The organism is Prochlorococcus marinus XMU1404, assembly GCF_017696175.1.
In the GTDB taxonomy this organism is placed as follows: domain Bacteria; phylum Cyanobacteriota; class Cyanobacteriia; order PCC-6307; family Cyanobiaceae; genus Prochlorococcus_A; species Prochlorococcus_A marinus_X.
On the sequence record NZ_JAAORE010000003.1, the window covers coordinates 360,838 to 380,670 of the forward strand.

Below are 19,833 nucleotides of genomic sequence, written 5' to 3' on the forward strand. Positions count from 1 at the left end.
TACAAATCAGATTAAATGACTATCAGCGATAAAATCAGAATTTACGAACTTTCCAGGGATTTAAGTCTGGATAATAAAGATATATTGGATGCCGCTCAAAAACTTGCAATTTCAGTAAAAAGCCATAGCAGCTCTATAAGTGCAGAGGACGCAAAAAAAATAAAAAATCTTATCAATAAAAAAAATTCTGATAAAAAAATACTTTCTATTAATAAACCTTCAATTAAGAAAGATAATCATAAACAAAAAAAAGAAGACCAATCTCCTGTTAAACCTTCAGCAAAAGGAAACCTTCACAAAGATAACTCTAACAAAAAGACATTATTGATAAAACCTATTAATAAACCTGAAAGTGTAAAAATAATTTCAAATCAAACTAAAAATCCCACCAAACCTAATATAAAAAGTAAGCCCTTACAAAATTTCAACCAAGAGAAAAAAACTTTTCAAAATAACATAACTCCACCTATCAAAAGTCCCACAAAACCTCCAATTCAATTAATTGAAAAGCCTAAAAATATAAATCATAATGTTAAGCCTAAAGACTCTACCAACAACATCTCCAATTCAGAGGACAAAAGACAACTATCAAACAAACCTCATCAAAATTCGAATAAATCTAAAACAAAAAAATTTAATGACAGAAAAAATACTCCTGAGCTCGTAGGAGCACCGATAAGAAGAGACGATATAAATAAGCAAAACAATATTAAACAAAATACTCCTTTAAAACATACTTTCCCAAATAGATCAGGTGCTCCCAATAAACCTGGATCAAGAAATAATCCATCAGGTCAAGGCAGGGCCGGTCAATTTAATAGACAAGATAATCGAAATAGATTAGCTGCTCCCAACAGACCTGGTACTCCCAACAGGCCTGGTACTCCTAACAGACCTGGGATGACTAATAGGCCAGGTTCATTTAATAGACAAGACAATCGAAATAGATTAGCTGCTCCCAACAGGCCTGGTACTCCTAACAGACCTGGAATGACTAATAGGCCAGGTTCTAAATTCAATGGCCAAAAGTCCTCTGGAATAAGGAAACCAGTATCTCCTAATGAACTTTTGCAACTTCAAAAAACCAATAAATCTGAGACAGACAAACTAGGTTCAAATAAAAAAGATAAGCAAAATCTTGAGTCACCTAAGCAGAAGGTTAGAGCTCCTAATAATCGTCCAAGTGCTGCCCCAAGTTCCAAAAAATCCCCTCATAGAGCATTTACGAATAATTCAAAAAAACCAGGAAGGTCCGATTGGGATGACAGTGCAAAACTAGAAGCATTAAGAAATAAAAATCCCCAGAAACAAAGACAGAAAGTTCATATTATCGGAGATAATGATGATTCACTCACATCTGAAACAAGTGGATACTCAGGTGAGAAAATTTCAATATTATCAGCTAGTTTAGCCCGACCAAAGAAAGAAAAATCTAGTGAATCTAAACCACAAAAATCAATAAAACAATTTAAGAAAAAGAAAAAAGAGTCTACAAGACAAAGGCAGAAAAGAAGAGCTATGGAATTAAAAGCTGCAAAAGAAGCTAAGCAGGTAAGACCAGAGATGATAATAGTTCCCGAAGATAATTTAACAGTTCAAGAATTAGCTGATAAATTAAGTCTTGAAAGTTCTGAAATAATAAAGTCTCTTTTCTTTAAAGGAATAACAGCAACTGTAACCCAATCACTTGACTTGGCAACAATTGAAACAGTAGCGGAAGAATTTGGAGTACCTGTTTTACAAGATGATATCCAAGAAGCTGCAGAGAAAACAGTTGATATGATTGAATCTGAAGATGTTGATAGTTTAATAAAAAGGCCACCTGTTATTACAGTAATGGGGCATGTAGATCATGGAAAAACAAGTCTTTTAGATTCAATCAGAGAATCAAGAGTAGCTTCTGGAGAGGCAGGAGGTATTACTCAACATATCGGGGCTTATCAAGTTGAATTTGAACATGAATCTAAAAAGAAAAAATTAACCTTCCTAGATACTCCTGGTCATGAGGCTTTTACAGCAATGAGAGCAAGGGGGACCAAAGTAACTGATGTGGCTGTTCTTGTCGTAGCTGCAGATGATGGTTGTAGACCTCAAACCCTTGAGGCGATTAGTCATGCAAGAGCTGCAAAAGTACCAATAGTTGTCGCAATTAATAAAATTGATAAAGAAGGAGCTTCCGCTGAGAGGGTTAAACAAGAACTTTCAGAAAAAGATTTAATTGCTGAAGATTGGGGAGGAGATACTGTGATGGTTCCAGTAAGTGCAATTAAAAAACAAAATATTGATAAATTACTAGAAATGATTTTATTAGTTTCAGAAGTTGAAGATCTACAAGCAAACCCAGACAGGTCGGCAAAAGGAACCGTTATAGAAGCACACCTAGATAAAGCCAAAGGTCCTGTAGCTACTTTATTAGTGCAAAATGGTACCTTAAATTCTGGGGATGTTTTAGCCGCAGGTTCAGTCCTTGGAAAAATCAGAGCGATGGTTGATGAACATGGAAACAGAATCAAAGAAGCAGGTCCGTCATTCCCAGTAGAAGCTTTAGGATTCAGTGAAGTTCCAACAGCAGGTGATGAATTTGAGGTTTACCCTGATGAGAAAACTGCTCGAGCCATTGTTGGAGAAAGAGCAACAGATGCTAGAGCTACAAAATTAGCTCAGCAAATGGCCTCCAGAAGAGTCAGCTTATCATCCTTATCGACTCAAGCAAATGATGGGGAATTAAAAGAATTAAACTTAATTCTTAAAGCTGATGTCCAAGGTAGTGTTGAAGCGATATTGGGATCACTAGAACAATTACCAAAAAATGAAGTTCAAGTCAGAGTTCTCCTCTCTGCTCCAGGAGAAATAACCGAGACAGATATAGATCTTGCAGCTGCATCAGGGTCAGTAATTATAGGGTTTAACACCTCATTGGCATCTGGTGCAAAAAAAGCAGCTGATGCAAATGATGTTGATATAAGGGAATATGAAGTAATCTATAAACTCTTAGAAGATATTCAATCGGCTATGGAAGGCCTACTGGAACCCGATCTTGTGGAAGAATCATTGGGTAAAGCTGAAGTTAGAGCAACTTTTGCAGTTGGGAAGGGAGCCATCGCAGGTTGTTATATACAAACAGGAAAATTACAAAGAAATTGCTCTCTTAGAGTTGTCAGATCAGAAAAAATAATTTTTGAAGGTAATTTAGACTCTCTAAAAAGGTCTAAAGATGATGTAAAAGAGGTAAATACAGGTTTTGAATGTGGAGTTGGCTGCGATAAATTCTCTTCGTGGATAGAAGGAGATATTATCGAAGCATTCAAATTCGTTACAAAAAAGAGAAAGCTAACTCAATAATTAAATATTTAATCTGTTAATCTTTATCCCTATCTAAGAATAATAAAGTGGGGAAAATTATAGATGCAAAAATTTGTATAATGAGATTATTCGGCTGTAATTCACTACCGCTTAAAATTTTAGAAAGCATTATAAGAAGTCCTAAAAATGCAGATCCACTAAAAGCGATCCATAATATTCTTCTTAATCCCTTGAAAGGAGCCTGGGATTCTTTAAGTAATTTCTTTTTTAATTCAGGATCTACTTTTGACATAAATTCTTAAAATTATAAAATTAAGTCTATATGAAAAATATTAATATTTTAATATTGCCGGTATAGCTCAGCGGTAGAGCAACTGTCTCGTAAACAGTAGGCCATTGGTTCAATTCCAATTATCGGCATTTCAAAAGCAAATTCAAGAAAAATGATTAGTAAAATTTTAAAATTTAAATATCTTTTTAAACTATTTATTTTTATTCCTCTTATATTTTATTTTGGCAAACGAAGTTATATTGCTTTTGATGAAGGATTTTATGCATTACAAGCCAGATGGATACTTGATAAAGGTAATTGGACAATTCCTATGTGGTGGGACGAGTATGTTTTAGATAGAACTATTGGACTACAGTTTTTAATTGCAAAGTCACAAGATATCTTTGGAAGAAATATGTTTTCCGCCTATCTGCCCACAACAGCTGCTGCAGTATTAATGCTATTTATAACTTATAAATTACATGAAGAATTTTTTAATAAAAAATATGCAATTATTTCTCCACTAATACTTTCTACTACATATCTATGGTTTGATTACTCACATTTAGCAACTCAAGATATCATTTATTCATGTTTAGTCACTATTGGAGTATTTTCTTTAGTCAAAATAAAAAGCGAGAAAAACCAATTCTATATTCTACTTTTTGGAATTTGGATTGGTTTATCTTTTATGATGAAAACTTTTCTAGTATTAGTGCCTTTATTATCACTCCTACCATATTTATATATCAAAAAAAATCTTTTATTCAGTAAATTGTTTTGGGTTGGACTGCTCATTGGATTTATTCCATATTTATTTTGGTCATTCTCTATTAACCCTTTTTTAGAAAAAAATATTATTTTTTACTTAGCTGATAAGTTTAATATTCTCTCTAATAAAAATACTTTTACAAATCCTATCTATTATTATTTTTGGAATATTCCTGCAACATTCTTACCATGGAGTATTTTTGGAATTATTGGCACTATATGCAACATTTATGGAAGTAAAGAAAATAAGTATATACTTAGCTTTTTCCCCATAATATTAATAACTATTCAAAGTATTTTTTCTACAAAAACTCCATATTATAATCTACAAATCTCATCTATTTTGACATTAAATACTTATGTAGGCATAAGATATCTCTTCAATTCTAGAAGATATAAAGGAATTTTTATATTTTTCACGTCAAAAATAATTCCATTATTTATAGTCGCTTCCTTATTCACATATTATTTTTTCTTTAGGAACATTAGCAACTTTAATTTTAAGGAAAATACATTTCTAATGATTGGATTATTTTTTTTCGGACTATCTTGGTCATTGATAAAACATAAAAACTCATTTAAAGAAATATTAATAACACTTATAATCGGGCCTTACTTATTGACTTCATTTCTCTTGCAATCAGGATTATTTACCGATAGGTCAAGAGAACTTAGAGAAAAAATGGAATACGTTTCATCTTTAGATATAGTAAAAAATCAACCGATAAAAGTTGATAAAAAAGGAATAGACAATTCTCAATCTCAATCAAAAATCATTAGGATTTCATTGTTAACACCTAAATTAAGCGAAGGGATAGATAGTTTAGATAAATTGAATAAATCAGAGTTAGCATGGACGACTAAATATGAAGAATTAAAAAACAATAATTATTCTTACGAAGTTATATATGAAAATGATATCTTAAACCCATGGAAATTAATATTAAAAAATAAATAACCTGCATCCCCTAAAGTGTAGTCACCAAATTGTATGAAGTAATGACATCAGTAAATTCTTGGAATTTAACGAATAACAAACTTCATCAATTATTCAAAAATAATGACGAATTCATTTCAATTAAAGTTCGGGGTAATACTTGGGAACCAATAACTAGATGGTTAAAATTAGATTCGAGAATTTTTAGAGAAACTACTAGTAAAGCGAGGATAACCTTATGCGATATTGAATCTCTTGCAGAAATTTATAACTACAGATCCATTAGATGGAAAGCAAAAAAATTAACTCCTTTGCCAACTAAAATAATTCCACAATCTTTTAAAAATATTTTTCGTAAACTACCAATCATAAAGCAACTTGCCTATGAAATAGAAATAGTTTTTTATAGATATAATGAAAACAACTCCAACCATTTAATATCCATAGTAATACCGGCAAGAAATGAGGCTGGGAATAAAGAACTTTTAATAAACGCTTTAAATAAATTCAAAAAAATACCCAATAAATTAGAAATTATATTTGTTGAAGGGAATAGCAAAGATAATACGTTTAAAATTCTGGAAGAGTTAAAAGAAAGTTACTCAAATTGCTTCAAGATATCTCTTTTAAAACAAACTTCCAAAGGCAAGAAAAATGCTGTTGTTGAAGGATTTAATATTTCATCAGGTAAAACTCTCGCAATAATTGATAGTGATTTTACTGTAGATATTGATGATAGTATTTCAGCAATTATGGAATCAACCAAAAATGAAAATATTTTAATTAATTGTTCCCGTACAACTTTTCCGATGGAAAAAGATGCAATGAGATGGGCTAACTATATAGGAAATAGACTTTTTGCAATATTTTTATCGATTCTCATAAATAAGCCAGTATCTGATTCACTTTGTGGGACAAAAGTTTTTTCAAGGAAATTCTTTAAACTTATGAAAAAAAATGGTAGTTGGGATTCTAAATCTGACCCATTTGGAGACTTCACAATAATATTTGAAGCAGCAAATAATAATATCAATATACTTAATTATCCTGTTAGATATTATGCCAGAAAATCTGGGGCCCCAAATATATCAAGATGGGTTGATGGTTTAAAACTTCTCAAAGTATGCTGGATTTATATGATTTCTGATATATGAATTGAAATAGATTTTTAGTAGTATTTTCAAAAGATTTTTAATTTCGACAAATTAGTAATAAAGTAGTTAGATTCATGTTGAAAAGAAATTAATTAGAATTTCATGAAATGAATTTTAATTTTGAGTTAAAAAAATTAGATAAAAAAAATTTCCACAGAAAGGATTTTGAAAAAATTCTTACTGTAAGACTTCCTTGTAATCCAATATTTCCAATAGGGCCTATTTATTTAGCAGACCATATTCATAAATGTTTTCCAGGTTTAGAACAGCAATTCATTGATCTAGCAATAATTCCATCTAATAAAGTTTCCAAATATTTAGCTAGAAAAATTGATCAATTTAGACCGCATCTAATCATTTTTTCATGGAGAGATATACAAATTTATGCACCTGTTGATGGTAGAAGTGGAAATCCCCTACAAAACTCTTTTGAGGTTTTCTACTCAAAAAATATTCTTAAAAAAATTAGAGGTTCCTGGGGAGGATTAAAATTAATTGCATCTCATTATGGAGAAATATATAGAAATACTTCTTTAGTCAAGATGGGACTAAAAAGAGCACAAAAATACAATAAAAATGTAAAAGTAATTCTAGGAGGTGGGGCTGTTAGTGTCTTCTATGAACAATTGGGAAATCTACTCCCAAAAGGAACTGTTATTTCAGTTGGAGAGGGAGAGAATCTCATAGAAAAAATCATTAGAGGAGATTCAATAGAAGAAGAAAGATGTTACATTGCTGGACAAAAACCTCGGAACAAATTAATACATGAACAACCTTCAGGCACTGTTAAAACTGCCTGCAACTATAAATATATTAAATCAATATGGCCTGAATTCGATTGGTACATAGAAGGTGGCGATTATTACGTAGGGGTGCAAACAAAAAGAGGTTGTCCTCATAATTGTTGTTTCTGTATTTACACAGTTGTGGAGGGGAAGCAGGTTCGCATTAATCCTGTTAAGGAAGTAATCAAAGAAATGAAACAATTATATGATCTTGGAGTAAGGGGATTTTGGTTCACAGATGCACAGTTTATTCCAGCGAAAAAACATATTGAAGATGCAAAGACACTTTTGCAAGCAATTAAGGACCAAGGCTGGGACGATATTAATTGGGCTGCATACATCAGAGCAGATAATATCGATGCTGAGTTAGCTCAGCTTATGGTTGATACAGGTATGAGCTATTTTGAAATAGGTATCACTTCGGGATCTCAAGAACTTGTTAGAAAAATGAGATTAGCGTATGACCTTGAAACTGTATTAAATAATTGCAGAATGCTAGTCAAATCAGGTTTCAAGAATCATGTTTCAGTCAATTATTCATTTAATGTTTTTGATGAAACGCCCAGCACCATAAGACAAACAATTGCCTACCATAGAGAATTAGAAAATATTTTTGGTAAAGGCTTAGTTGATCCAGCTATATTCTTTATAGGTTTGCAACCTCATACTCTTCTTGAGAAGTACGCTTTGGAGCATAAAATTTTGAAGCCAAATTATAATCCAATGAGCATGATGCCCTGGACAGCGAGAAAACTTCTATGGAATCCAGGATCTTTAGGAGAAAAACTTGGTCAGGTTTGCTTAGAGGCTTTTGATAATCAAGAAGACGAATTTGGCAAAACAGTTATTGACATTCTTGAGAGAGAATACGGAAAGTCTTCCTTAAAAGAATCCCTAAAAGTCCGTCCTTTATCAGAAAGGAAATTAGCTTTCTCTAAATTATAAATTCAACCGTTATTAATCCTCTTTCTCAATTGAACTAGAAATTCCTTTAGATTTTAATGATTCTGAGTAGAATTCTGCTGGCTCTAAATCACAAACAATTACTAAACCCACGCCCGTATTGTGTGCTTCAAGCATTATTGCAATAGCATCTTGTTCACTTAATTGAGGAACAACTTCTCGCAGTGAAATAGTGACATACTCCATAGAATTTACTGGGTCATTATGAAGTAAAACCTTATATTTTGGAGATTTATTTTTTAATTCAGCAGGTTTCTTTTCAATCACTGCTGAATTATTATTTGCAATTTGTTCTAACTTTATAGATAGCATTAAATTTATTAGTGTTTAATTTGTACTAATAATTATATATTAATTATTCTTTCCATTGCATCAAGGACGTTTGATCGTGAGTTGAAGGCTGACAAGCGAAAATAACCCTCTCCTGCTAATCCAAATCCGCTCCCAGGTGTTCCCACTACACTAACTTTTTGGAGAAGGAAATCAAAAAAGTCCCAAGATGTCATTTGATCTGGAACTTTAATCCAGATATAAGGAGCATTGTCCCCACCGTAAACTTTATATCCTGAATTCTGAAGTTTATTTTTCATGATTTTTGCATTTTCCATATAAAAATCAATTAAACCTTTCACCTGTTTTTTCCCTTCAGGAGAATAAACAGCCTCTGCACCTTTCTGAACTACATAACTTACGCCATTGAATTTTGTAGATTGTCGCCTATTCCATAGAGGCCATAATTCTATTTCCTCATTTGTTGAACTCAAACCTTTGAGATCCTTAGGTATTACTGTAAAAGCACATCTGACTCCAGTGAATCCTGCATTCTTTGAAAAAGATCTAAATTCAATAGCACAATCCTTTGCCCCCTCAATCTCATATATTGAATGTGGAATATCATTATCTTGTATAAATGCTTCATAAGCTGCATCAAAAAGTATCAGAGATTTGTTTTGAAGGGCATAGTCAACCCACTTTTTCAATTCTTCTTTTGTGATAGTTGCTCCAGTCGGATTATTTGGAAAGCAAAGATATAAAATATCAACTTTTTTTTCAGGTAGTTTTGGCAAAAAGTTGTTCCCCTCATTTATTGCTAGATATGTTAACCCTTGATAAGTACCATCTTCGAAAGCTTCTCCAGTTCTGCCTGTCATGACGTTACTATCTACATAAACAGGATAAACAGGATCTGTTACAGCAATTGAATTATCCTTGCCAAGGATATCTAAAATATTGCTACTATCGCATTTCGAACCATCAGAAACAAATATTTCTTCAGGTAAAATTTGACAGCCACGAGAAATAAAATCATGCTCAGATATTTTTTCTCTCAGCCAAGAATAACCTTGTTCTGGTCCATAACCTCTGAAACCGTTTATTGTTCCCATGTCATCTAAAGCTTTACCCATAGCTTCTATGCATGCTCTTGGTAATGGTTCTGTAACATCTCCTATTCCAAGCTTAATAATTTCAGCACTCTTATTTGATTGAGAATATATCTTTACCCTTTTAGCAATTTCAGGGAATAAATAGCCTGCTTTGAGTTTTAAATAATTTTCGTTTACTTGAACCACTTTAGATATAAAGAATTTAAACAATACAAGGATAATGGATCAACGTGCTTTAGTGGTGATTAGATGTTAATATTATTGTAGTTATGATTAAATCAAGAGATAATCATAGCTATGAATTCAATTTCAAATATTTTGAAAGTCGTCTAAAGCTTAATACTTAGCATAATTAAATTGCTATTAATCTTAATTTAAAAACTAAAAAATAATAGCCATAAACAATTTCTTTTTTACAAGAGAAAAATTTAATTACTTATTAAGATGATTTTCATAGTTCAAACCACTTAAGAATTAATTATATGTCTCAACAAATTGTCATCGCCGAGCAGGCTCGAATTGCAGCACTCCTCACAGATGATCGAGTTGATGAATTAATAGTCGCGCAAGGTCAATATCAAATTGGCGATATTTTTTTAGGTTCAGTTGAAAATGTTCTTCCAGGCATTGATGCCGCTTTCATAAACATTGGAGAAAGTGATAAGAATGGGTTCATCCATGTATCAGATCTTGGCCCATTAAGGCTCAAAAAAGGAAACTTAGGAATAACTGAATTACTAGAACCAAAACAAAAAGTTCTAGTACAAGTAATAAAAGAACCTACAGGATCTAAAGGTCCTAGACTTTCAGGAAGTATTTCAATACCCGGGAAATATTTGATATTACAGCCACATGGTCAAGGAGTGAATATTTCCAGAAAAATAAATACAGAAACTGAAAGAAATCGTTTAAAGGCTCTTGGGGTATTAATAAAACCACCAAGCACAGGTTTACTATTTAGAACAGAAGCAGAAAAGATAAAAGAGGAACTACTCATTGAAGATTTAGAAAATTTAATTCAACAATGGGAAGAGATTTTAAAAGTTTCAGAGTCCTCTAATCCACCAAAATTAATAAAAAGAGATGATGATTTCTCTCTTAAGATTTTGAGGGATCATGTTAAGTTATCAACTAAAAGTATAATTATCGATAGTGAATTTTCAGTTAAAAGAGCAAAAGATTTTTTAATTAAATGTGAATCTAATGTGGATATTGAATTTCACGATAACGATTTAAACCAACATATTCTAGAAAAGTACGAAATAAAAAAAACTATTCAGAAAGCTCTTGAAACTAGAGTGGAACTTCCTTCAGGCGGATATATAATAATTGAGCCAACTGAAGCTCTTACAGTAATTGATGTTAATTCTGGATCATTTACAAGATCTGCCAACTCCCGACAAACAGTTTTGTGGACTAATTGCGAAGCAGCAGTAGAGATCTCAAGACAAATGAAATTAAGAAATATTGGTGGAGTTATAGTAGTAGACTTTATTGATATGGAATCTAGAAGAGATCAATTCCAATTACTTGAGCATTTTACTTCAGCAATAAAAGATGATTCAGCTAGGCCTCAGATAGCTCAGCTGACTGAATTAGGTTTAGTTGAGTTAACAAGAAAAAGACAAGGCCAAAATATATATGAATTATTCGGAAAAAAATGTTCTGCATGCAATGGCACAGGCCATATAGAGAATCTATTGAATTTTGAAGTTTCTAATCAAAAAATTAAAAACTTTGAAGAAAAAACTAAACAATCAAACATTATAAAAACCCTAGATATAGAAACTTCCCAATCAAATGATAAATATGAAAAAACAATTGAGAAGGGATTACTTAATTCTAAGAACCTTAGTAAGGATGATTCTTCTAATAAAAGAGAAAATGAAAATGATGATTCAAGTACATTAAATTCAAAAGAAAAAAAAATAATAACAGTTGATCTTACTGATGATGAAAAAATTGTTTTCAGTCAATTAGGTATAAATCCACTAATAAAGTTAGGGAAAGAATATCTCAATAGCAATAATTTTGTAAATTTAAAGGACAGTAGTAATGAAAGAGAAAGAACTTCGAATAACAAAAAAACAACATCAAAAAAAGTAAAAAAAATCTCAAAATCTAAAGACTCAGAAGATATTGAAATTCATTTTGAAGCAAATCCTAATTCAAAAGATTCATCAACAACAAAAACTAATAAGAATAAAGAAATTATATTATCAGAAAAGAAGAACGAAATTGAACTTACAGATGAGATTAACAATGCAAGAAAAAAAAGAAGAAGATCCTCTGCAATTATTGAATAAAGTATCCGAAACTGGAATAGATGAAGTTGGCAAGGGAGCAGTTTTTGGTCCAGTTTTTTCGGCAGTTGTAGTTTTAACTAAAAAAAATAAATCTATCCTAAAAAAATTAGGTGTAATAGATAGTAAAAAATTAACTCAAAAAAAAAGACAATCACTTTTACCGAAAATTTTATTACTTTCTTCAGATTATGGAATTGGGCAATCTTCTGCCAGAGAAATAGATCATCTTGGCATCAGAGCAGCTACAGAACTTTCAATGATTAGAGCTTTAAAAAAACTAAAAAAGAAACCAGCTGAAATAATAATTGACGGGCCATTATTATTAAGGCCCTGGGAAGGAATGCAAAGAAATATAGTATCGGGAGATTCCAAATTTACCGCCATAGCTTCAGCAAGTATAGTTGCAAAAGTCTCTCGGGATAATCTAATGGAAAGGTTAGGAAAGAAATACTCAGGATACCTTTTATTTAAAAATAAAGGTTATGGGACGAAGGAGCATCTTTCAATTATCAAAGAAAATGGAATAACTAATCTTCATAGGAAAAGTTTTTTACAAAAATCAAATCTTATTTAACTTACACCAATCTAAAAAATCTTTAACTAATTGCTGTTGAACTCTCGACTTGATACCCAACAAAATTCCATTTAAAACCGAATGGCCAGTAGATTCCAAAATTTTCTTTGGTACTAACTTCAAAAGAGGGGGTTGGCTCACAGATACCCCTAACAGCGCCTCTCCTTCTAATCCAAGATCAGTTGCTTCCAAATTAGCTTTCAAAACAAGATTAAAGTCATCTATCATTCCTAAACCATCCAATCTGCTCTCAAGAGCGCTCATTCTTAAAATTCCATCTTTATTCTCTACCGCGATTGAAACAACAGGGTTAATATCTAATTGAAAAACCTTAAAACTTGTTACTGTATACTTATATCTACCCTCTCCTTCAGGGACTAATTTTTTGGAGTCCAGCATTGCTCCAACGACTCTTTCTTCTTCCTTAAGATACTTAGAGAGATATTCTTTATTTCGTGTTACAGAAAGCTTTAATTTCTGCTTAGCATCAAAAGACAGCATCATTTTTATTTCCTCCAATGCTTATTTGATCTCTTTTTTTCTTACTATTAATCATGCGCAAACAAGTTGCATATTTAGGTCCTAAAGGGACATACGCAGAAAAAGCAGCTCACATATTATCAAAGCTTGCCAATTTTCAGACACCTATATTTGTACCATGTAATGGGTTACATTCGGTTATTAAATCGATAGCCTACAACAATTGTGATGCTGCTGTAGTACCCATTGAAAATTCTGTAGAAGGCGGAGTTACAGCTACTCTTGATGCCCTATGGAAATTTCCTGATATATATATTAACAAAGCGATTGTGTTACCCATCAAACATGCATTAATTAGTGATGGTGAACTTTCAATCATATCTGAAGTATTATCTCATCCTCAAGCATTAGCTCAATGTTCAGAATGGTTATCTGACAATCTTCCCAATGCTATCCCTCTTCCAACAAAGTCAACCTCGGAAGCAGTTAGTATGGTGAAAGGGAGTAAATTTAGAGCAGCAATTGGTTCAAAATCATTAATTGAAATTGAAGGTCTTAAGGAATTAGCCTTTCCTATTAATGATGTTCCAGGAAATTGCACTAGATTTGTCTTACTAAGCAAAGAGATTAATCTTAATTCAGCAAATATTGCGAGTTTTGCTTTCTCATTAATCTCAAATAAACCTGGTGCTTTACTTGAATCTATAAAATATATTGCAGATTATGGATTTAATATGAGTAAGATTGAATCAAGACCTTCAAAAAGAGAGTTAGGAGAATATATCATTTATGTTGATTTAGAATTAAATAAAGAAAACAATATTGGACGTTTTATTGAATTAAAAAATGATCTTCAACCACTTTGCAAAAATTTTGTAGATTTTGGCAATTATTTTTCAGAAAATATTGAACTAAATTGATTTATCCTCTACATTTATAAACTCCAAACTCCATTAAACCTTTTCTAAATGCCCAATTCATAAGAAGTATAGTCGGGATCTCTCTTATGGATTTTAGTATCGCTAATGGGCCAAGAGACAAAATTACTAGAGGTCTTCGAAAACCTTCAATGATGGAATCGTACCATGAAGGGTTTGTATAGGTATTCCAATTTCCGGAAATCACTTTACCTGAACTATATTTATTAGTTCTAAGAATATTACTGAACTCGTTAATGCTAATAAAATTAGGATGTACCCATTGTTCAAGTAATTGATTAAGCACCAACTTTTCAAAAAAAGTTGGGGGGTATGCTCTGAGATCCCTTGAGTTCCAATCAGCCAATGCCAAATACCCTCCAGGCCTCAAAGTTCTCAACATTTCATCTGCAAACTTAGTTTTATTATTCATGTGTGCTCCAGCCTCAACACTCCAAACCGCATCAAATGAACCATCTTCAAATTTCAAATCTAAAGCATCCATAACTTGGAAGTTGCAATTAATCCCTGAAGGAGTGAGTTCTCTTGCTCTTTTCACTTGAGCAGGACTAATTGTAATTCCAGTAACATTAAAACCATAATATTTTGCAAGAATCCTAGAACTTCCTCCTATTCCACAACCTACATCGAGTATTCTGGATCCTTTTGGCAATTTATCTAAGCCACTCCATTTAACTAATTTATGAACAAACTGGATTTTAGCCTCTCTAAAATCAACATCACCCCCCCCTGATGCATAAAACCCTAAGTGTATATGCTCTCCCCACAATCTCTCAAGTAATTTATCCTGTGTCCAAGCATCATATGCAGATGCAACTGTACCAGAAGAAATATATTTTCTCGCATTTACTCTCCAAACGACAGATAATATTAATATGCAAAAAATCAGAAAAGAAAGAGGCAATAGAAATTCAAGCATTTAATTTTCTTTTATATCAGGAAAACTTTCTTTTAGGGCTGTTCTGGCAGCAAGTTGCTTCCTTGTATGATCAAGCATTTCATATTCTCTTTGCAAACGAGTGTATGTATCTCTTTCCTCAAGGAGTCTTTGCTGCTCCTCAGCAACAGGTCCTCCCAAATGAGCCCCTATCCAAAATGATAATTCCATAGGATTATTTGGTAATTTATCGGGCAGATTCTTCTTTGTATTGGTCAATTTGCTTGTAAGATTAATTACGTCACTAAGTGCCTCTTTAACTAAATCTTTTTGAGAATCGAGTTTTTGAAGATTTTCAACATGATCATCACTTATCCAAGTTACCATTGCTGAATAAAAAGGGGTTGAACGAATGATTTCTAAAATTTGAAATCTTTGTTGTCCCATAGTGATAAGATTACTTCTACCATCTTCAGAAGTTTGATGTTTTATTATTTGGGCACAGCATCCAACTTTAGCCATAGTTTTAGATGTTGTATCCCACTTTATAACCCCAAACATCGAGTCTGTTTCAAGAACAGACTGAAGCATGATCCTATATCTCGATTCGAAAATATGTAAAGGTAATATTTCTTGTGGGAATAGTACTACATCTGGCAAAGGAAACAAAGGTAATTCCCTTACTGAGAGCTCTCCCATTAATACCTCATTTATATTTTACATATTAATCAATTTAAGTTGTTTTCGGGATATTTTAAAGTTTAACTTCTATATCTACTCCACTAGGGAGATCCAACTTCATTAATGCATCAATTGTCTTTGCTGAGGGACTATAAATATCGATTATTCTTCGATGAGTTCTTGTTTCAAAATGCTCTCTAGAATCTTTATCAACATGTGGTGACCTAAGGACACAATAAATTTTTCTTTTTGTAGGCAAAGGTATTGGACCTATTGCTGAAGCAGAAGTGGTATCAGCAGTCTGAATTATTTTATCGCAAGACAAATCTAGCATTCTTCTATCAAATGCTTTTAATCTTATTCTAATTTTTTGTTGTGCAATTGCTGCAGTCATAATTCCAAATTAATTTATAATTTAGGGCCAATGATTAGCAATGACCCTAATTAATTTAAGTATATTAGATGATCGAGGTTAAATTCTTAAAATTCAAAAATATTATTTAAGAATTTTAGAAACAACTCCTGCACCAATAGTACGTCCACCTTCGCGGATTGCGAATCTCATACCTTGTTCGATAGCTACTGGGCAAATTAATTCTCCAGTCATCTTGATTCTATCTCCAGGCATAACCATTTCCACATTAGATCCATCATCAGAGGTAAATGCTGTAATTTGACCTGTCACATCAGTTGTTCTGATATAAAACTGCGGTCTATAACCTGCGAAGAAAGGAGTATGTCTGCCGCCCTCTTCTTTTTTGAGGACATAAACTTCTCCTTCAAATTGTGTATGAGGAGTAATAGATCCTTTTTTAACCAGTACCATTCCTCTTTCAATATCTTCTTTCTGAACACCACGAAGCAGTAAACCAACGTTATCGCCAGCCATTCCTTCATCAAGAAGTTTTCGGAACATCTCAACTCCAGTAACAGTTGTTAATCTTGTATCTCTTATTCCAACAATTTCAACTTCTTCTCCAACCTTAACTTTTCCTCTCTCAATTCTACCAGTAGCTACAGTTCCTCTACCAGTAATTGAGAAAACATCTTCAACTGCCATCAAGAATGGTTTATCAACTTCTCTTTCTGGTTCGGGAATGCTAGCGTCTACTGCTTTCATTAGTTCTTCAATTTTTGATTCCCAAGTAGAATCTCCTTCAAGAGCTTTTAAACCTGAAACTTGAACAATAGGAATATCATCTCCAGGGAAGTCATAACTATCTAATAGTTCTCTTATTTCCATCTCAACAAGTTCGATGATTTCTTCGTCATCGACCATGTCGCATTTGTTCAGAGCTACTACAAGAGCAGGAACCCCAACCTGTTTAGCTAGAAGAATATGCTCTTTGGTCTGCGCCATAGGGCCATCGGTGGCTGCACAAACTAGGATAGCTCCGTCCATTTGAGCAGCTCCTGTGATCATGTTTTTCACATAATCAGCATGTCCAGGACAATCTACATGAGCATAGTGTCTACCTTCAGTTTCATATTCGACATGAGCTGTATTAATAGTAATACCGCGCTCTCTTTCTTCTGGAGCACCGTCAATGTCTCCATAGTCTTGAGCCTGAGCTTGACCTTTTTTTGCTAATACGTTTGTAATAGCAGCAGTAAGTGTTGTTTTCCCATGATCAACATGGCCGATAGTACCTATGTTGACATGTGGTTTGTTTCTTTCGAACTTCTCGCGAGCCATTTTGAATTAAAGAATCGAGGGTTTAAGAGTGTTTTAGTTTAGAGATCAGGAGTTGCCCTGATTCTTGGAAATGATAGCTTCAGCAACATTACGAGGAACTTCCTCATAATTTGCGAACTCCATTGAAAATATACCCCGACCTTGAGTCATTGATCGGAGTTGTGTGGCATAACCGAACATTTCGGCTAGAGGCACTTTGGCCTGTACCTTAGACAATCCATCATCAACAGATTGTCCTTCTACTTGACCTCTTCTAGAAGAGAGATCACCAATTACAGATCCAAGAAAGTCGTCAGGACTTTCGACCTCAACTTTCATCATAGGCTCTAAAAGAACGGGATTGCATTTTTTAACCCCATCTTTAAAAGCCATGGAACCTGCAATTTTAAAGGCCATTTCAGATGAGTCTACATCGTGGAATGAACCATCGACTAGTGTTACTTTTACATCAATGAGTGGATAACCGGCAAGAACGCCAGATTCGCAGGTTTCTTTCATACCGTTAGAAGCAGGACCAATGTACTCTTTTGGGACCGCTCCACCAACAATTTTGTTAACAAATTCAAAACCTTTGCCAACTTCAGCAGGTTCCATCTCAATTATTACGTGACCATATTGACCTTTTCCTCCAGTTTGTCTAGCGTATTTACCTTCACCTTTAGAACTAGATCTAATAGTCTCTCTATAAGAGACCTGAGGAGCTCCAATATTTGCTTCAACCTTGAATTCCCTTAACATTCTGTCAACAAGAATCTCTAGATGTAACTCACCCATACCGGCAATCACAGTTTGATTAGTCTCTGGATCAGTACTTACTCTAAAGGTTGGATCCTCTTCAGATAAAGCAGTTAAAGCTTTTGATAATTTTTCCATATCTCCTTTGGTTTTTGGCTCAACAGCAACAGAGATAACTGGTTCTGGGATAAACAATGTCTCTAAAACTATAGGGTCTTCTGTATTACATAAAGTATCTCCAGTAGTTGTATTTTTAAGACCTAACACAGCGCCTAAATCTCCAGCTCTCAATTCATCAACTTCTTCTCTTTCATCAGCTTTTAGAATTACTAATCTAGAAATTCTCTCCTTAGCATCTTTAGTAGAATTCATAACATAACTTCCCTTTGAAAGAACACCTGAATACATTCTTACAAATGTTAATTTTCCATAAGGATCAGACATCACTTTAAAAGCCAACGCACTGAAAGGGGCATTATCATCTGAAGGTCTAACATCTTCTTTACCACTAGGGAGAACACCTTGTATTGGTTTCACGTCAACAGGAGCAGGCAAGTAATCAACAACTGCGTCCAGTACTAGTTGTACACCTTTGTTCTTGAAAGCTGACCCACACAACACAGGAACCAACCCATGTTTTAAAACTCCTTCCCTTATTCCTTTTTTTAGTTGCTCCTCAGATAACTCTCCTGTTTCAAGAAATATTTCTATTAATTCTTCATCATTTTCTGCAACACTTTCCATCAACTTATTTCTCCACTCAGCAACTTGCCCCTCCATATCAGATGGGATCGATCCTTCTTCAATATCTGTACCTAAATCGTTTTTGTAAAGATAAGCTTTATTAGCAACTAAATCAATAATGCCTGTCAGATCTCCTTCGGCTCCAATAGGCAACTGAATAGGAAGGGCATTTGCCTTAAGCCTATCTTTAATTTGCTTATTAACTTTTAAGAAATCCGCTCCAGTTCTGTCCATTTTATTTACAAAAACCATCCTTGGAACAGAATATCTATCTGCTTGGCGCCATACAGTTTCAGATTGAGGTTGAACTCCCCCTACCGCACAAAAAACAGCAATTACTCCATCTAAGACTCGCATTGATCTTTCAACTTCAATAGTAAAATCAACGTGTCCTGGAGTATCTATAATATTAATTCTGTGATCTTGCCAACTTGTTGATATTGCTGCTGCGGTGATAGTTATTCCTCTTTCTCTTTCTTGATCCATCCAATCTGTTACGGCAGCGCCATCATGAACTTCACCTATCTTGTGAACAACACCTGAATAGAACAAAATTCTTTCGGTAGTTGTTGTCTTCCCTGCGTCAATATGAGCGGCTATACCTATGTTTCTTACTCGTTCTAGGGGAAAGTCGCGTGCCAATTTTAAAACTCCAAATAAAAAAAATTTTTGTTAGTTATAGTTCACACTGAAAGTAAACTTTTATAATAATAAACTACTTAAGTACCTTTTTGACGAAATTAATATCTGTAATGTGCAAAAGCTTTATTCGCTTCAGCCATTTTATGAGTATCTTCTCTTTTTTTGACTGAACTTCCAGTTTCATTTGCTGCATCCATCAATTCACCAGCTAGTTTTTGAGACATACTTTTACCATTTCTTGCACGAGAGAACGTAACAAGCCATCTTAATGCCATTGCTGTGCCTCTTTCTTGACGAACTTCCATCGGTACTTGATATGTAGCTCCTCCGACTCTTCTAGCCCTAACCTCTACAAGAGGAGTAGCATTTTTGACAGCTGTTTCAAATAATTCCACAGGGTTACCACCAGTTCTTTCGCTTATTAATGAAAAAGCATCTGACAAAATCTTTTGTGCAGTTGATTTTTTACCATGTTTCATCAACCTAGAAATCATCATTGAGGCTAGACGGCTATTAAATTGAGGGTCTGGAAGAACTGGTCTTTTTACTGCTGCATTGCGACGTGACATGTTTTTTAAAAGTGATGTTTAC

Annotated in this window: 17 protein-coding genes and 1 tRNA gene; 8 read left to right on the plus strand and 10 right to left on the minus strand. The window is 33.5% G+C overall.

Annotation, left to right across the window (positions count from 1 at the left end; genetic code table 11):
* Positions 1-15 precede the first annotated feature (15 nt).
* On the plus strand, positions 16-3,342 hold the full coding sequence (gene infB / locus HA144_RS08315) for a translation initiation factor IF-2 (RefSeq protein WP_209043592.1): 3,327 nt from the start codon (positions 16-18) through the stop codon (positions 3,340-3,342).
* A gap of 16 nt (positions 3,343-3,358) precedes the next feature.
* Here infB and HA144_RS08320 read toward each other — a convergent pair whose 3' ends face one another.
* The gene (locus HA144_RS08320; RefSeq protein WP_209043593.1) at positions 3,359-3,595 is read right to left on the minus strand and encodes a DUF3493 domain-containing protein; all 237 of its coding nucleotides are present in this window, start codon (positions 3,593-3,595) and stop codon (positions 3,359-3,361) included.
* Between the two features lie 56 nt (positions 3,596-3,651).
* Between HA144_RS08320 and HA144_RS08325 the strand changes: the two genes are divergently transcribed.
* The 4 genes from HA144_RS08325 to HA144_RS08340 all read left to right on the plus strand — a co-directional run bounded on the left by HA144_RS08325 (position 3,652) and on the right by HA144_RS08340 (position 8,166).
* A tRNA-Thr gene (locus tag HA144_RS08325) sits at positions 3,652-3,723 on the plus strand.
* Between the two features lie 23 nt (positions 3,724-3,746).
* Complete coding sequence (locus tag HA144_RS08330) at positions 3,747-5,303, plus strand: ArnT family glycosyltransferase (RefSeq protein ID WP_209043594.1); 1,557 nt, start codon at positions 3,747-3,749, stop codon at positions 5,301-5,303.
* Between the two features lie 41 nt (positions 5,304-5,344).
* Positions 5,345-6,436: a glycosyltransferase family 2 protein gene (locus HA144_RS08335; RefSeq protein WP_209043595.1), complete on the plus strand. Its 1,092-nt coding sequence runs from the start codon at positions 5,345-5,347 to the stop codon at positions 6,434-6,436.
* Positions 6,437-6,543: 107 nt separating this feature from the next.
* Entirely contained in the window at positions 6,544-8,166 is a 1,623-nt protein-coding gene (locus HA144_RS08340; protein WP_209043596.1) for a photosystem II high light acclimation radical SAM protein, read from the plus strand.
* A gap of 12 nt (positions 8,167-8,178) precedes the next feature.
* Here HA144_RS08340 and clpS read toward each other — a convergent pair whose 3' ends face one another.
* Together clpS and HA144_RS08350 are read right to left on the minus strand one after the other, a co-directional pair.
* Positions 8,179-8,496 carry an ATP-dependent Clp protease adapter ClpS gene (clpS, locus tag HA144_RS08345; RefSeq protein ID WP_209043597.1) on the minus strand — a complete coding sequence of 106 codons (318 nt, stop codon included), beginning with the start codon at positions 8,494-8,496 and terminating at the stop codon, positions 8,179-8,181.
* Positions 8,497-8,528: 32 nt separating this feature from the next.
* Positions 8,529-9,755 (minus strand): LL-diaminopimelate aminotransferase, encoded by a 1,227-nt coding sequence (locus HA144_RS08350; RefSeq protein ID WP_209043598.1) that lies wholly within the window; start codon positions 9,753-9,755, stop codon positions 8,529-8,531.
* 296 nt (positions 9,756-10,051) lie between these two features.
* Here HA144_RS08350 and HA144_RS08355 point away from each other — a divergent pair, with 296 nt between their 5' ends.
* Complete coding sequence (locus HA144_RS08355; RefSeq protein WP_209043599.1) at positions 10,052-11,875, plus strand: Rne/Rng family ribonuclease; 1,824 nt, start codon at positions 10,052-10,054, stop codon at positions 11,873-11,875.
* A complete protein-coding gene (locus HA144_RS08360; protein ID WP_209043600.1) occupies positions 11,832-12,449 on the plus strand; it encodes a ribonuclease HII in 618 nt (205 codons plus the stop codon). The genes HA144_RS08355 and HA144_RS08360 overlap by 44 nt, the downstream gene beginning before the upstream one ends.
* Here the strand turns inward: HA144_RS08360 and HA144_RS08365 are convergent.
* Positions 12,435-12,953 (minus strand): DUF1997 domain-containing protein, encoded by a 519-nt coding sequence (locus HA144_RS08365; protein ID WP_209043601.1) that lies wholly within the window; start codon positions 12,951-12,953, stop codon positions 12,435-12,437. The two genes, HA144_RS08360 and HA144_RS08365, sit on opposite strands and share 15 nt — an antisense overlap.
* A 50-nt stretch (positions 12,954-13,003) precedes the next feature.
* Here HA144_RS08365 and pheA point away from each other — a divergent pair, with 50 nt between their 5' ends.
* Entirely contained in the window at positions 13,004-13,849 is an 846-nt protein-coding gene (gene pheA, locus HA144_RS08370) for a prephenate dehydratase (RefSeq protein WP_209043602.1), read from the plus strand.
* Between the two features lies 1 nt (position 13,850).
* Here the strand turns inward: pheA and HA144_RS08375 are convergent, their stop codons facing one another.
* From HA144_RS08375 to rpsG, 6 genes are all read right to left on the minus strand, one after another.
* A complete protein-coding gene (locus tag HA144_RS08375; protein WP_209043603.1) occupies positions 13,851-14,786 on the minus strand; it encodes a methyltransferase domain-containing protein in 936 nt (311 codons plus the stop codon).
* Complete coding sequence (locus HA144_RS08380) at positions 14,787-15,443, minus strand: LON peptidase substrate-binding domain-containing protein (RefSeq protein ID WP_209043604.1); 657 nt, start codon at positions 15,441-15,443, stop codon at positions 14,787-14,789.
* A 55-nt stretch (positions 15,444-15,498) separates the two neighbouring features.
* Positions 15,499-15,819, minus strand: a complete 321-nt coding sequence (gene rpsJ / locus HA144_RS08385; protein WP_209043605.1) for a 30S ribosomal protein S10 — start codon at positions 15,817-15,819, stop codon at positions 15,499-15,501.
* 102 nt (positions 15,820-15,921) lie between these two features.
* The gene (tuf, locus tag HA144_RS08390) at positions 15,922-17,121 is read right to left on the minus strand and encodes an elongation factor Tu (RefSeq protein WP_002806605.1); all 1,200 of its coding nucleotides are present in this window, start codon (positions 17,119-17,121) and stop codon (positions 15,922-15,924) included.
* Positions 17,122-17,166: 45 nt separating this feature from the next.
* The gene (fusA, locus tag HA144_RS08395) at positions 17,167-19,242 is read right to left on the minus strand and encodes an elongation factor G (RefSeq protein ID WP_209043606.1); all 2,076 of its coding nucleotides are present in this window, start codon (positions 19,240-19,242) and stop codon (positions 17,167-17,169) included.
* A gap of 98 nt (positions 19,243-19,340) precedes the next feature.
* On the minus strand, positions 19,341-19,811 hold the full coding sequence (gene rpsG, locus HA144_RS08400) for a 30S ribosomal protein S7 (protein WP_209043607.1): 471 nt from the start codon (positions 19,809-19,811) through the stop codon (positions 19,341-19,343).
* Positions 19,812-19,833 lie beyond the last annotated feature (22 nt).

What these genes read in the sequence shown, in the direction of transcription:
- infB (WP_209043592.1), top strand. Translation starts at nt 16, where the DNA reads ATGACTATCAGCGATAAAATCAGAATTTACGAACTTTCCAGGGATTTA.
- HA144_RS08365 (WP_209043601.1), bottom strand. Translation starts at nt 12,953, where the DNA reads ATGATGCTGTCTTTTGATGCTAAGCAGAAATTAAAGCTTTCTGTAACA.
- HA144_RS08330 (WP_209043594.1), top strand. Translation starts at nt 3,747, where the DNA reads ATGATTAGTAAAATTTTAAAATTTAAATATCTTTTTAAACTATTTATT.
- HA144_RS08340 (WP_209043596.1), top strand. Translation starts at nt 6,544, where the DNA reads ATGAATTTTAATTTTGAGTTAAAAAAATTAGATAAAAAAAATTTCCAC.
- HA144_RS08335 (WP_209043595.1), top strand. Translation starts at nt 5,345, where the DNA reads ATGACATCAGTAAATTCTTGGAATTTAACGAATAACAAACTTCATCAA.
- rpsG (WP_209043607.1), bottom strand. Translation starts at nt 19,811, where the DNA reads ATGTCACGTCGCAATGCAGCAGTAAAAAGACCAGTTCTTCCAGACCCT.
- HA144_RS08360 (WP_209043600.1), top strand. Translation starts at nt 11,832, where the DNA reads ATGCAAGAAAAAAAAGAAGAAGATCCTCTGCAATTATTGAATAAAGTA.
- pheA (WP_209043602.1), top strand. Translation starts at nt 13,004, where the DNA reads ATGCGCAAACAAGTTGCATATTTAGGTCCTAAAGGGACATACGCAGAA.
- tuf (WP_002806605.1), bottom strand. Translation starts at nt 17,121, where the DNA reads ATGGCTCGCGAGAAGTTCGAAAGAAACAAACCACATGTCAACATAGGT.
- HA144_RS08380 (WP_209043604.1), bottom strand. Translation starts at nt 15,443, where the DNA reads ATGGGAGAGCTCTCAGTAAGGGAATTACCTTTGTTTCCTTTGCCAGAT.
- HA144_RS08375 (WP_209043603.1), bottom strand. Translation starts at nt 14,786, where the DNA reads ATGCTTGAATTTCTATTGCCTCTTTCTTTTCTGATTTTTTGCATATTA.
- HA144_RS08355 (WP_209043599.1), top strand. Translation starts at nt 10,052, where the DNA reads ATGTCTCAACAAATTGTCATCGCCGAGCAGGCTCGAATTGCAGCACTC.
- HA144_RS08320 (WP_209043593.1), bottom strand. Translation starts at nt 3,595, where the DNA reads ATGTCAAAAGTAGATCCTGAATTAAAAAAGAAATTACTTAAAGAATCC.
- clpS (WP_209043597.1), bottom strand. Translation starts at nt 8,496, where the DNA reads ATGCTATCTATAAAGTTAGAACAAATTGCAAATAATAATTCAGCAGTG.
- rpsJ (WP_209043605.1), bottom strand. Translation starts at nt 15,819, where the DNA reads ATGACTGCAGCAATTGCACAACAAAAAATTAGAATAAGATTAAAAGCA.